Annotated in this window: 11 protein-coding genes; 7 read left to right on the top strand and 4 right to left on the bottom strand. The window is 47.8% G+C overall.

Annotation, left to right across the window (positions count from 1 at the left end; translation table 11 throughout):
• Positions 1-163: 163 nt before the first annotated feature.
• From HMPREF1212_RS27510 to HMPREF1212_RS18090, 6 genes are all read left to right on the top strand, one after another.
• Positions 164-3253, top strand: coding sequence for a DUF6383 domain-containing protein (locus HMPREF1212_RS27510; protein ID WP_157317060.1), 3090 nt, complete (start codon positions 164-166; stop codon positions 3251-3253).
• A 273-nt stretch (positions 3254-3526) separates the two neighbouring features.
• Positions 3527-3913 carry a hypothetical protein gene (locus HMPREF1212_RS18110; protein ID WP_225607976.1) on the top strand — a complete coding sequence of 129 codons (387 nt, stop codon included), beginning with the start codon at positions 3527-3529 and terminating at the stop codon, positions 3911-3913.
• 114 nt (positions 3914-4027) lie between these two features.
• Complete coding sequence (locus HMPREF1212_RS18105; RefSeq protein ID WP_232430157.1) at positions 4028-5812, top strand: VapE domain-containing protein; 1785 nt, start codon at positions 4028-4030, stop codon at positions 5810-5812.
• Positions 5813-5857: 45 nt separating this feature from the next.
• Positions 5858-6286 carry a transposase gene (locus HMPREF1212_RS18100; protein ID WP_046150577.1) on the top strand — a complete coding sequence of 143 codons (429 nt, stop codon included), beginning with the start codon at positions 5858-5860 and terminating at the stop codon, positions 6284-6286.
• A 278-nt stretch (positions 6287-6564) separates the two neighbouring features.
• Entirely contained in the window at positions 6565-7026 is a 462-nt protein-coding gene (locus HMPREF1212_RS18095) for an HU family DNA-binding protein (RefSeq protein WP_046150576.1), read from the top strand.
• A 25-nt stretch (positions 7027-7051) separates the two neighbouring features.
• Positions 7052-7522 carry a glucosaminidase domain-containing protein gene (locus HMPREF1212_RS18090; RefSeq protein ID WP_046150575.1) on the top strand — a complete coding sequence of 157 codons (471 nt, stop codon included), beginning with the start codon at positions 7052-7054 and terminating at the stop codon, positions 7520-7522.
• A gap of 136 nt (positions 7523-7658) precedes the next feature.
• Here the strand turns inward: HMPREF1212_RS18090 and HMPREF1212_RS18085 are convergent, their stop codons facing one another.
• Entirely contained in the window at positions 7659-8387 is a 729-nt protein-coding gene (locus HMPREF1212_RS18085) for a nitroreductase family protein (protein WP_046151227.1), read from the bottom strand.
• A gap of 221 nt (positions 8388-8608) precedes the next feature.
• A complete protein-coding gene (locus HMPREF1212_RS18080) occupies positions 8609-11170 on the bottom strand; it encodes a hypothetical protein (RefSeq protein ID WP_052725046.1) in 2562 nt (853 codons plus the stop codon).
• Positions 11171-11389: 219 nt separating this feature from the next.
• On the opposite strand from HMPREF1212_RS18080, the gene HMPREF1212_RS18075 reads away from it, so the two are divergent.
• Positions 11390-12562 (top strand): hypothetical protein, encoded by a 1173-nt coding sequence (locus tag HMPREF1212_RS18075; protein WP_232430156.1) that lies wholly within the window; start codon positions 11390-11392, stop codon positions 12560-12562.
• Between the two features lie 31 nt (positions 12563-12593).
• On the opposite strand, the gene HMPREF1212_RS18070 is transcribed toward HMPREF1212_RS18075, so the two are convergent.
• Both HMPREF1212_RS18070 and HMPREF1212_RS18065 read right to left on the bottom strand, forming a co-directional pair.
• A complete protein-coding gene (locus HMPREF1212_RS18070; protein ID WP_046150574.1) occupies positions 12594-13541 on the bottom strand; it encodes a calcium/sodium antiporter in 948 nt (315 codons plus the stop codon).
• Complete coding sequence (locus HMPREF1212_RS18065; RefSeq protein WP_046150573.1) at positions 13541-13942, bottom strand: DUF3127 domain-containing protein; 402 nt, start codon at positions 13940-13942, stop codon at positions 13541-13543. Before HMPREF1212_RS18065 ends, HMPREF1212_RS18070 begins: the two co-directional genes overlap by 1 nt.
• Positions 13943-13958 lie beyond the last annotated feature (16 nt).

Raw genomic sequence — 13958 nt, 5'->3', positions numbered from 1 at the left:
TTAGTATGAAAATCCTTCTTTTTTACACGAAAGCAATCGCTCCTCAAAAAAATGACTAGAAAAAAGGAACGTTTTGGCTAGTCATTTAACAATTGACAAGACTAAAACATTCTATTGAAAAGAACTTTTAGGAACACTATTATTAATATTAAAATTTAAATTTATGAACAAAAAGTTTTCTACGTTGATGACAATGGGTCTGCTGATGGTGGGCGCGTTGTTTAGTAATGTGAATGCAGCGACAACAACAGCAGTCCCTGTTGCAGGTACTTCTGCTACTGAGCTTGCTAATGGGTTAAAGGTGTATATCGGTGATGGTACTAACTTTGCTAAAGTGACAACAAAAAATGGGGTAAAAACATTTGATTTAGGGGCTGGTCAAGCGACTAGTACTGTTACTGATGATAACTTATTTACTATTTTTAATTTTCAGAAAGTAAATGAAGGTACTGCAGCTTCTTTTACTTTCCAATTGAAGGATAAAGATGGAAGTGTACTTAAGTTTAATGTTGCTCCTGCGACTGGTTCTGGTGAACCTGCTGGTGGAGGTAACGATCTCACAACTTTCGTTGTAGATAAAGGAACCGCAGATATAACAGCTCTTAAATTACAGGGTGCAACAACTCCTGCTAATAGATTCCAAATTTCATCTGGTGCTCTGATTTATAACGCTTCTGGATCTGATGCTAAGATCTACCTTCCCGGAGCCACCACATGGGATGCTGAAACTTTGAACGACAACCGTTCAGGTTCAGGTTTCTCATTCACTTTCCCGGATGCTAAGCCGGAAGTGGCTGATAATATCTTTGGAGGTAATATTCTGGCGGTGACGATTGCTAGTGCTCGTACTCATGATGGCAAAACTTATCCGGCTGCTACTTATTTTGTGTTGGAAGGTGGAAAAGAACTGGCAGCTGCAGAAGCAGATGAGGCAAGTAGCAGTTCCCCAGAAAAGTTGGCTATTCTTGCTGCCTGTTTCAACAATGCCACTTTCATCGCTATGTCTTCAACAGAAACTGCTGCGAACTTAGACAGAGCTACAGGTAATGGCTTCAAGTTTGTAAAGGTGAAAGGTTCTGACCTGGTATTGTCTTCTAGTGCTCTGAAAGGTAATAAGATTTCTGTAGACAATGCACAGTTTGCCGTTACTGAACCGGATGCAAAGAATGCCGGTGGTAAATTCCAGGTAAAATTGGCTTCTGTTTATCTTCAGAAGAAAGCTGATTATAAGGATACTGATGCTCAGTCGTCTGTAAGCAACTTATATGTGAATGCTTATGCTCCGACATCTGCTGCAACTTATGTTATTTCAACCAGTACAGCCGTTGCTCCTTGTAAGTTTGGCGAAGGTGCTGACGTAAGAGCTGCTTTATTGAAGAATGATGCAAAATCTGTTGTAAATATCATGTTTACTAGCGGAACTCCGGGTGGCTCAGATTCTGAATATGGTAAATACCTGGTATTAGGTTCTACAGGATCTGCTTTCCGATTGGAAGCTAAAGCTCCGAATTATGTAAAAACAACATCTCCGGATGCTCAGTGGATTGTAGCCGGTTATGATGCAGCGACTAAGAAATTTACTTTCGTAAATAGAGAAGCTGGAGCAGGAACTTCAGGTGTTCGTGTTGAAATATCTTTGTATCCTACAGAAAATGCAGGTGAGTATACTATTGTTTCGGTAACTGGTACCGGTAGTGGAGCCTTTGCAACTTTAGCTACTCCTAATACAGATGCTTTAGCAGCTAAAACCATCCGTTTTGTCGATGCAGTATCTACCCCGATGGCCGGCTATGCAAACTTCTCTGATGAAGATTTGACAAACGTTGTTCAGTTGAAGTTCAGAGACGCAGATGCAACAGGCTTCAATCCGACAGATTTGTATATGGATTATAGTGCTAGTGTTGCAACTAAATATGTTCCTTCAAAAGAATCAGCAGATGTTATTTGGAGCCTGGTTAAATTCGACCGTAGCAAAGCGGAAACGAAGTTGGTTGCTGATACACTGTATGCAGTAAATACGTATGCTTACCTGACAAAAGATAAAGACGATAAGACTGTCGTGAAAACTGACGGTAAAGATACTGTTGCTGTTGTGGCTTATGCTTTGAATCTGTATGGAACAGATAATTATTTGAATGTTAATATTGGTAATTTCCTAGAAAAGAAACAACAAACTGAAGCTGCCAAAGCTCAGCGTTTCATCTTCAAGGAAAATGCAAACAATACTTATGCAATGGTTCCGGTAGCTTCAACTCCGGGCTTAGGTTTCAGAAGCGCAGTGACTGCAAGTGTTAAGAAAGTATGTGGTAACATCGCAGCAAGTTCTGAAGCATTTGATACAAACACTAAAGGACTTTACGGTTCAGATGCTTATACCGATGTCGTAATCGTAAAAGATGCTGCAACACCTAGCTTGAAATCAGAAGCTCGTCATGCAGCATTCGAATCAACAATTGGTGGTTATGTTGCTATGGCTTCAAACCGTGATGCTATTCTTACCTCTGTATTGAAATCTGCTTCTTTCACAGAAGAAGATGTAACATTCTGGTTGGATACTGCCGATGTAGACGCATTGACTCCTTCTTTCTTTATCTCAAAAGGTGTTCCTGCTGAAACAAAAGCTGTAAGTCCTCGTATGTTCCTGTATAACACGAAAGACTCTGCAAGTTACTACGATCCGAACGAAGCTGCTGTAGTTACAAATAAGGAATACTACATGGATGCAACACAGAATAATGTAAAAGCAATTTTCCGTCAGGCTACTTTAGCTGCTGTAGACACAATGACTACAACAGTTAATGGCAAAGACGTTACTATCTCAGCGGAAGCATCAAAAGACGGTAAGGTATTGAAAGGTTTGAACAACTTCAAATACCAGATCGTTCAGAAAGATGAAGAAGTTGCTAACGGTTATGTAATCAGAAGCTTGGGTGACGGTAAGTATCTGTATAACCTGAACGGTAAGTTAGGTTTCACTACATCAAAAGACGATGCTTTGGTGATGGACGTAACAGCAGGTCAATCTCCGGTTGCTAACGAAGATATCACAACTTCTTCTATCAGCGTAATTACTAAAGAAGGTGCAGTTATCATCAACGGTGCACAAGGCAAGACTGTTACTATCAGCAACGTTCTTGGTCAGACAATCGCTAACACAGTTCTTTCTTCTGATAACGCTACAATCTCTGCACCTGCCGGTGTAGTAGTAGTTGCTATCGAAGGTGAAGCCGCTGTAAAAGCAATCGTAAAATAAGAAACTATTTATAATCAATAAATTTGACTGCGCGGTTGTTTTCTCTACAAATATTTAAAGAAGAACCAAGTATCCCGTGAGGGCGAACAAGCGGTCGATATTAATACTAAAGTAATGAAATAAAGTTCTTCTGTTCAACCTCTGTGAAGAGCAAAAACAGACAAAAACAAGCCCCGGGGGATTCGTTCTCCGGGGCTTCGTTTTTATAGAGAAGGTTAAATTAACGGCCATCGGCCAATTATTAACAATAAAAATGAACCCAATGAAAAAAAATTGGACGCCGTTCTGCTGACAGAGACGGCACAGGAGTTGAGACTCCACTGCGAGCAGCTCGAAGGAGAACTTCGGGAAGTGAAAAAACAATGTAACAAACTGGCACATATGCTGGAGCATGCTGTCTGGGAAGACGATATGATAGTGGAAGAAACTATCGTCTTCAACGGACTGACCGCCGATTTCGTGGAACTGATCGGCCCGCTGGTGATGAGCCGTAAATGGAAAGTGAACGATAGACATGAAGTAAAACCTTTTCTTCGTTCGCTCTACTCGATCTTTCGTATATGCTACGATCCGGAGAAAGACTTTCTGACATTGGGAGCGTTGACGAATGCAGTGCAAAACTATCTCGACATTTACGACAAGACTAACCAGTCTGAATAAGTTTTTTTGCCGGAGCCTATGTTTCTCATAATAAAAAGTAAAAGCATAGGCTCCTTTGCTTATTATATCTACCTTGAAAGCAATAATGATTTCCTCAATTTAAAACTATCTGTTATGATAAAAGTTACTGTGTTTGCCCGGTTTAGAACCTGTATGGGCGACGTCGATCTGATCGACATCCTTTCCGATATCCGTAATGGCAAGTATGCCGCGTCTGTTAACCGTATCCGCGTCTATATGGACAAAGAGAATTCCGAAGCTGCCGACCAGTTGAAGAAAGGACTGCCGGCCGTAACCATCTCTGCCACCTACCGCGGAAAACGCCTGGCAGAGTGTATGACGGCCTACAATCCGTTGATTATCCTCGATTTCGACAAGCAGAAGAAGGCCGATCTGCCCCGTCTGCTCGGGTTGGTGCGCGAGGCTGCCTATACGGTGGCCTGCTGGGTCAGTCCGCGTGGTCATGGCCTCAAAGTCATTGTCTATCCGGCTGTCGGGCTTGACCTGACTCCCCAGAACCATTTGGCTGTGTATAATCTGGTGAAAGACTGGTACGGGCGCCTGCTGGGGGTCGAAGCCGATACTTCGGGTAGCGATGTCGGGCGGCTCTGCCTTGTTTCGTACGATCCGCAGCTTTACCTCTCTCCCCGCTTCGAGCCCTGGCTGAAAGGGGAGGGCGCTTTGCCCGACGATCTGCCGCCGATAAAAGCCATTACCGGGAAAGATGTGATGCAGCTGATCTCTTCCGCCCGTAAACGGACTACCCGCAAGTTTGCCTATACCGAGGGTAACCGCAACAATTTCGTACATCTCTTTGCCGCCAACTGCAACCGGCTGGGGGTAGTGAAAGAAGAAGTACTGAAGTATGCCTGCAAAAACTTCGCCGACTTGCCGGCTGAAGAATGCTTGCAAGCGGTCGGTAGTGCTTATACGCATACAGAGGAGCATGATACTGTGAAAAGGACGCCCCGTTCGTCCCGCGGGGATGGTTTTGTGGTTCAGATACAAGAGTTTCTGGCCGCAAACTTCAAGCTTCGCCGCAATATCGTCCGGCGTATAGTGGAGTACCGGAGCCTGACGAAGCATGATGCTTTCCAGCAGGTGACCGACTATTGGGAAAACTCCGTCTGGTGTGCCTTGCAGAAAGCAGGTGTGTTTTGCCGTGTGTCTGACCTGCGGGCGGTGATCCAATCCGATTTCAGCCCCGAATACAACCCTTTCCTGTCTTACTTTGAAAACCTGCCTGCCTGGGACGGGGAGACAGATCCTATCGGACAGCTGGCGGCTACCGTCGATACCACTTGCCCCGAATATTGGGTGAAATGCCTGAAGAAATGGCTGGTGGCTGTCGTGGCCTGTGCCATTAACGAGCGGAAGGCAAATCATACGGTCTTGTTGCTGAGTGGGGCACAGGGGTTGGGTAAGACTACCTGGCTGCGTAACCTCGTACCACCCGTGCTTAGAAACTATGTCTATTCCGGCAATCTCGATCCTACGGCCAAAGACTCGTCGCTCCTGATGAGCGATTGCTTCCTGATCATCCTCGACGAGTTGTCGGGACAGAGCCGTGTGGAGTTGAACCAGCTGAAGGCCCTGATCACGAAAGACTCCATCCTCGAACGCCGCCCGTATGCCCGTAATGCGGAGACGTTCGTGCGCCGTGCTTCCTTTGCCGCCACGGTAAACGACAGCCAGATACTGACCGACCGTACCGGTTCGCGCCGTTTCCTTTGTTTTGAGACACTCCGGATCGATTATACTTCCGGGATAGATCATGCCGCCATCTATGCCCAGGCATTGGGGCTTTATAAGCAAGGTTTCCGCTACTGGTTTGCCGACAAGGATATAACGGAGATAAACGAGAACAACGAGCCTTTTCAGCAGTCGAGTCCCGTGTAACAAAACAGATTTAACCGGGGAAATCCCCCTTAACAAAGTTATAATATGAGCTATGTAAAAATTATCCTACACTGTGTCTGGAGCACTAAAAACCGTCTACCTTTACTTTCAGATCGTAGTCAACGTGAGACCCTTTTTGCCCATATTTGCGTCAATGCTAAAGAAAAAGGTATATGGGTTGGTTTGGTAGGTGGTCATGTCGATCATCTACATCTTATTCTCTATCTGGGAAAAGATCAAAATCTCTCTAAAGTCTTACAACTTATCAAAGGTGAAGCTTCCCATTGGTTTAATAAACAATATGCACAACGGCTAGAATGGCAGGACGATTATTTTTCAGTCTCCATTGGTGAAAGCCAGCTTATAGCCGTTAGGAATTATATACTGAATCAGGAAGAACATCATCGTCATAAAAGCTTTCAGGAAGAATATGAGGAGTTTATGCGTGTATACAAATTCCAAAAAGAAATGTGACTAAAGTCAAAACAAGGGTATCACTTTAAACCGTCAGCTGAAGCAGACGGCAAATAAACCTGTAACCAAGCCAGCCTTATTTATGGATAGATTGTTTATGTCCAAAGAGACTTCTCTTTCCCTCATTGAGTCTCCTTTTTTTACCACTAATGGCAATTAGAAATTTATCGGAAATAAAATGTCGCTTCGTCACACCCTGTCACCTCTGTCTACAAGGTGGGGAGGTGGGTGTCGTATCTTTGATATGTAATTAATAATCAACTAAAAACAATTAAGTTATGCCATTACAATTTCATTTGGTTCTCAGAAAGAACCTGAGTAAAAATGTGGAAGCGGGGAAAGAGAAACTCCACTATGCGCAGACCCGGGCAACGGGGACATGTACCTTCGAGGAGTTGTGCAGTATCGTTGCTGATAGCTCCACCGCTTCGAGTGGTGATGTGAAGGTGGTGATAGACCGCCTGATCAAATTCCTTCTCTTGTTTCTGGCTCGCGGAGAGGTGGTGCAATGCGGCGAGCTGGGTACGTTTCAGCTGGTGCAGACCAGTTCGGGAAGTGTTACTGTGGAGGAATTCTCTTCCAGTATGTTGTACCGCGCCCGCCTTCGTTTCCGTCCCGGGCCGAAGTTGCGTGAGCTGATCCTGACGGCCAAGAGCGAACGTTTCAAGCTCGAAGAGTCGAAGCCGTCGGAAGGTGGCGGTAGCGGCAGCGGTGAAGACGATCGTCCCGTGATCGAGTAGTTATCCATAGAACCGGTCGCAACGTATGGATAAGCAATCATTTACCTCGAAGTACCTCCCCGCCGCACGTTTGGCGGGTGAGTTGTACGGACTGAACCCGGTAGTGATCCTGGCTCAGTCTGCTATCGAAACCGGCTGGGGTGAGAGCACCCTGGCTACCCGCTACAATAACTTTTTCGGGCTGACGGGCTATGGCGTTACCAATGCTTACTGGCATGGCGGCAAGACGGATCCGGATAATCCGGACGGCCTGTTGTTCCGCCGTTACGACCGGCCTGAAAACAGTTTTCTCGATTTCGCCCGCCTGATTTCTACTGTCTACAAACAGGCGGCCGCCGTGAGCCATTACCCCCGGGCGTATGCCCGTGAGATCGCTTACAGCCGGTATATCAGTGAAGTGAACGGGGATAACCGTGAGACGTATTGCAGGATGCTGGAAAGCATTGCACAGTCGCTGGTACCCCTGGTGTATAATCTAAATAATGAAAGCGTATGAGTGAGAAAGGAAACAAGGTGAGGACGATCCTTCAGTTTATCATGGAATTGTTGGGGTTCCTGTTAGGAAGAAAGAAACAGGGGTGATTTAGTGCCGGGGGATGCATATCCCCCGGTTACTCCTGTATGTGAGGTTATTAAATTCGGTGATATACTTTATCAAAAGCCACTCTTCCTCGTTCTCCCCAGATCCCTTTGTTGCCATCCCGCGTTCCGCAGGCAATGACCATATTTATTTCAGCGCCATGAGGCAGTTTCAGGAGCTTTTTGATTAGTTTGCTGTCGAAACCTTCCAACGGACAGGTATCATACCCCTCATTTGCCATCGCGATCATAAAGGTTTGGGCGGCAAGCGCACAGGATTTATGGACAACGACACGCATATCACTTTCGGATACCTGACGCATCATAGGACGGAAAAGGCCGATAGCCCTGGATAATATAAATCTTGCAAACCCTAAGATCCCGTAAAACCGGGCATAGATAAACGGCATTATTTTCCCATAGTACAGTTCCCTGTCTTTGATGCGTTTCTCCTGGCGTTCTTTGGGGCTGTACCGTTTAATGTTCTCTTTTTCAAAATCGAGGACGAACTTCGCCCGCTCCTTATACAGATCCTGTCGTGTAACGAAGACAACGACCTCGGACGCTGTGGAAGTAGCCGTTTGATTGAAACAGGCTTTTGATATGCTTGCCAGTAAATCGGGCTGCGTTATATGGTAAAACTCCCACAATTGCATGTTTGAACTGTTGGGTGCCAGAGTTGCCAATTCCAGGCAGTGCTTTACCTTTTCGGGATCTATATGTTTCTCTTTGTCAAATACCCGCACGGAACGGCGGTAATTCAAAACATCTTCTAAATTCATCATATATAAATGTATATAGTTTGATACTCGTATTAAATTAAAACAAAATTTTCAGTCGATTGTCTTTCTACCGGAAGGGCTTTTAACATGATTTACGTCATCCGGCTTCTTTCTTTATGCGTAAGCTGATCGCAGCGCAAACCACATTAGTAACCGCAAAAGCCGTAAAAGAATGAGCCATCGACGTATATTGAATGCTGCCGAGGGGCATGATCCGGTTGCTATGCTGTAACCTTATGTATCCAAGCCTGTATCGCTTTCCTTTTTGCATAGCAGATACCGATAACCGGGATAGCCAGTATGCCTGCAAAGATAGCGATCATCTTTATCCAGGCGATCAGGATATTGTTCTCCCGGAGCAGGTGGGCGTGATCGTCGGCCGGTGCGAAGCTCAGGTTGGCTACTTTGGCTACCTTTCCCAGCATCTCCATCGGGATGGAGCCGTCGGGGATATCCTGGTGGCAGGCCATGCAGGTTCCGGCACGGGCGAGACGGTCGCGTTGGGCAACGGTCAGCGGCATGGAGGTAGGCCAGTGGGTGTCGATGGTCTGTACCTGTTTGCCTTCCGCATCCAGCAGTTGCATAAAGTCACCGTGCAGGTCTTTGATAGCACTGATCTGAGCTTTGGTAAAGCGGCTGACGTTTTCCCGGTCGGCTGTTATGACATCGGCATAGCGGGTGGTTTGCGGTTCGGAGTCGTATACGCCGCCGTCCATACCGTATCCCATAGCCACCTGGCTGCCGTGGCAGTCGGAACAATCGCGCGAAGTCCTGGAGGTGGTATGCGGATTTAAGGGAGCCAGTTCCATTGCGTCATATCCTTCGGGCGTTTTTGCCACACGGTTCCAGACGATCGTTTTCCCATCGGGGCCGATCACCGTACCGACGGTTTGTATAACGCCTACCAACGGCGTTACACGTCCTTCGCCATTTACGCCCAGCGGCGGATTTTCCCAGCGCATATGACTGTAATCGCCATAAGTAGGGGCACCGGGTTGCATTACATAACCGCCGTTCCGGTCGGCGGATGTACCGTCCGGATTTACTTTCTCGGCGGAACCAAGCCAGTCGATCGAGTTTTTGCTGTAATCGATCACGTATTTGTATCCGTAATACTGTGCCGCCCAAGTAGAATGGCAGGTATAACATTCCAGCTTATCCATATGCGATTTAACGGCTACCATTGCAGTCTTCGCTTTTACCGGATCCGACCAGCTCCCGTCTTCGGCCATCTGTTTGAGTACGGGGACTTCAAAGTCGAGCCCGGTTTCGGAATGGACGATAACTTTGTTATCCTTCTTTACCACATTCCCCAGTGCGTTCCCGCGGGCGGACATCAGGTAACCATCCTCTTTTGGATAAACGGTAGCAAACCGGAGGGTGACATCCATCGGCTTGTCCGCCAGCCCCCGTGCCTTGTCCATGTCGAGTGTTTTCTCGAATTCGTCACCGTAACCGATCGGCAACTCCCAGGGGAATTTGTCGGGGGTACCATGGCAGTCGGCACATTCTATTTCGACGGTAGCGAGCGTGGTTGTCCCGATATTCCCGTTTCCATGCATGGAGTTGGTGGTATGGCAGTCCTGGCATAGCAATCCGGTAACGGTTTTGCCGTCCTTGTCTATTTTATGATGCGCATCGTTGCGGATATATTTGAAGACGTACCCCCCGTTGGTTTCCTGTGGCAGTCCCTGCTCGTCGAACGGCCCCCGGTTGTCGCTGTGGTCGAGCGCCATCAATCCCTGGTAGGCATGTCCGATCCGCCGTCCGGCCGAGTGGCAGGCGGCACAGGTAGATACCTGGATGCCGGAGAATTGTTTACCGTTTACCGTAATGGCCGATTTTCTGGAACCCTGCATAGCGTGAACCATCAGGTGCCCTTTTTCTGTCTTGCTGATCGACGGGTCTTTTCCTTCGTAATATCCCTCATTGCCGTAGAGGGTATGACAGGCGGCACAGCCCATGCCACGAAAATGTCCCCTGTCCTGCATACCCTTGTTGCTCAGGTGGCAGGCGTTGCAATTCCTCAGATAAGTGTAGGCAGCCTGTTCGGGCATACTATCCAGTTTGCTCAGGGTTATTTCCGGCACCTGTTTCAGTTCGTCGGGGAACTGTCCCGGATAATTCTTTGCCATTTCCTGCATATAAGCTTTATAGGTATCGGAGCCGAAGCGAGGTGTCGGGCCGTCCGTATCTTTGGTGTGATGGTCGGCATAGATGTGGTCGTGGTTCTCTGTGCCGATCCCCCAGCTCCAGAGGATGGCTTTCATTTTGCCGGCATCGGTATTCATATTGGAGAGGTGCACATTGTATGTATGGTCGCCGTGGCACTGGCCGCAGGTATTCTCATTTACCTGTAAGGCGCCGGGGACAGGAGTGAATCCGGACAATTTGCTTCCCGCAGGCTTTCCGGAATGGGCTTTCACCTTATTCACCGTTTCGTTCGGATTACCACCGTGGCAGACTACGCAACCGTTCGGATCGCCTAAGGCTGCGCCTTGCTTCATGATACCTTCCATCATGCCCGATTGGAGCGGACGGGTGGGTTCGATCCCCTGGTGGCAGGTCAGGCAGTATTGGTTCTCCGCCGGGAATGGCTCGCCGAGGGTAGAGGGGGGCAGCAAGGCTTTATCCGGTACGCTTCCCCTGGCAGGAGTCGCTGCTACTGCGGTGGAGACATTCCATATGTTCAGATAATAGTTGATAATGAAAAGGGCAGTAGCCGCCATAACGCATGTTAGTACTGCATCCGTCAGTTTTTTGCAGAAAGTGTTTCTCCCCATGGTACGCACAGATAAAATGATTAAACAATGTTATTTCGATTATTTAATAATAACAAAACGGGATTCGGAAAGGTTTGTGGTTTTCCGGTATATTTATTCGTGCAGGCTATAATTTGCAGTCTTTGGCTGATTCGGCTCCTTTTCGGTAAACTTTTTGCAGATTGATAAGTTATATAAAAAAGGGTGAAATGCAACAACGGATATTAATTCCCAAACTTAATGATAGACATGAAACAAACGACATTAGTATTATTGGCTTGCCTGTTCCTTTCGTTAACCGCCGCACATGGAGAAACTTCCGGGGCAGATGCTGCGCCCGTAGCTGTCAAAAAGGAGATACCCCGCCTGAAGTTTAATGGGTTCCTGCGTTTTAACTATAACTATTCCGATTGGAAAGAAGGTTCCCGGAAGCGTTGGGGCGACCTGGGCTATGACCTGTTTAAGCTGGGGGTGGAAGGTTCCTACAAAAAGATCCTGCTGGATGTGGATTTCCGCTTTTACGCCAAGGCATCGGGAGGTGCCATGCTTAAATCCGGGTGGATCGGTTATCAGTTTAACGAGAAGCAGCAGATACAGGTGGGGCTGACCCGCGTACCTTTCGGCATACAGCCTTACGGGGCACATAACTATTTCTTTCAGATCGCTTATTACTTAGGCCTTGAAGACGATTCGGATATGGGCGTGAAATATATGTACACCGGAGACAAATGGGATTACTCCCTGGCCTTTTTCAAGAACTCGGAAGAAGAACTGTTCGGCTCCGATACGGAAACGGCAGGCGACCGTTACAGCTATGATGTGGCCGGCCGCAACAAAGAAGTGAACCAGTTCAATGGCCAGGTTTTCTATAAATGGGGGAATGAAGTCAAACAGAAACTGGGTGCTTCCGCCGAATTCGGAATGCTCTATAACCTCGACACCGAGAAGAATGGCACGCACTATGCCTTTGCCCTGCATCACGAACTTTACTGGCAGGGTCTGAGCCTGATGACGCAGATATCCACCTTCGCCATGCATCCGAAGAATGCTCCGGGTGAAGACCGGAATATTGTGACCATGACGGCCTTTAATGCGCCTTATGAAATGGCTGCAAAAGCGAATATCTATTCTGTCAGTGCCGGTTACACAATACCTTTTAAGAAAGGGATCGTCGACAGTATTAAGTTCTATAATGATTTCGGGTGGATGCAGAAACGGGATAAGCAGTTTAACGACAGTTTCCAGAATGTCACCGGCTGTCTGGTCACTGCCGGGCCGGTTCTGGCCTACATCGATTATGCACAAGGATTGCATCAGCCCTGGCTCGGCCCCGACTGGAATGCTTTCGGGGCAGGGACGGGCAGTAACTCCTGGCATGCACGGTTCAATATCAGCCTGGGATATTATTTTTAAGTAGTTGCCGGCAGGCGATCGGTATTACACCTTACGCAATCAGGTAGGCCGTATAGGCGATATAGCAAAGCACCATGACGATTCCTTCGATACGGGTGATCGTCCGTTTCCTGATAAACAGGCCGAACAGGTACAGTAACACACAGGAACCGATCAGGACGCCGAGGTCGATGTTCGTGATTCCTTGCATGTTCAGCGGACTGATCGTTGCGCTGCATCCCAGTACGAAGAAGATATTGAAGAGGTTGGAACCGATCACATTCCCTATCGCCATCTCCGGGTTCTTCTTCAGTGCGGCGACTACCGAGGTGGCCAGCTCCGGCAGGGAAGTACCACCGGCTACCAGCGTCAGGCCGATGATCGACTCGCTGACACCCAGGCTGCGTGCGATGCCCGACGCACCGTTCACGAAGAACTGGCCGCCATAGATCAGCCCGACCAGTCCGCCCAGAATGAACAGGCTCGATTTCCAGACAGGCATCAGCTTTATCTCTGCTTCGCCTTCGCTGTTCCCATCGCGGGCAATGGCAAACGTGTAACCGAGGAAAATCGCGAAGAAACATAGCAACAGCATACCGTCGCTGCTGCTGATGGTGTTTTGTGCAGCACCGTTTATCAGCACATCGTTTCCGCAGATGAACAGCACGACCGAAGCGAGGATGCACAACGGAATCTCTTTGCTGAGCGTCCCTTTGTTCATCCCGATAGGGACAATGGCCGCCGTACAGCCTACGATCATAAGGGTATTGAATATATTACTTCCGACAACATTCCCGATAGCCATATCCGCACTACCTTTCAGTGCCGATATAATGCTGACGGTCAGTTCCGGGGCGGATGTACCGAAAGCGACGATCGTTAATCCGATAACAAGGCTGGAGATGTTAAAGCGTTTGGCTACCGAAGCAGCCCCATCGGTCAGTGCATTGGCGCCGACCAGGATGAGGAGTAGTCCGCCGATCAGGGCAACGATATCCATTAGAATGGCAGGTCGTCAATCGGGTTAGCCGGGCCGAAATCGGGAGCGGCGGGTGCTGTCGGGGCAGATGCCGGTGCAAAATTATCCGGAGTCATGGCTCCCGGTGCAGATAACGGTGCGCCGGCCATCGGACGTTCTACCTTCCAGGCACTGATGTTAGTGAACCAACGTCCCTGATATTCGCGGCTGTCTATATCGATCGATACGGTCAAAGTTTCTCCGGGTTGAATAGCTGCCTGTGCGATGCGGTCGGCACCGAAGATCTGGAAGCATACTTTTTTAGGATATTGTGATTGATCGTTCATCTCTAATACGTACTCCTGTTTTTTCCACTCGTTTCCGCTTTTACTTGTGCCGCCCTGTTCAGGTAGTACGGCAATAATCTTTCCCGTAATTTCCATATTTATGTTTTCTTAA

The sequence above is a fragment of the Parabacteroides sp. HGS0025 genome (assembly GCF_000969845.1).
GTDB classification, from domain to species: Bacteria; Bacteroidota; Bacteroidia; order Bacteroidales; family Tannerellaceae; genus Parabacteroides; species Parabacteroides gordonii.
The sequence above is the reverse complement of the archived record's forward strand: the minus strand, read 5'-3'. Positions and strand labels throughout refer to the sequence as shown.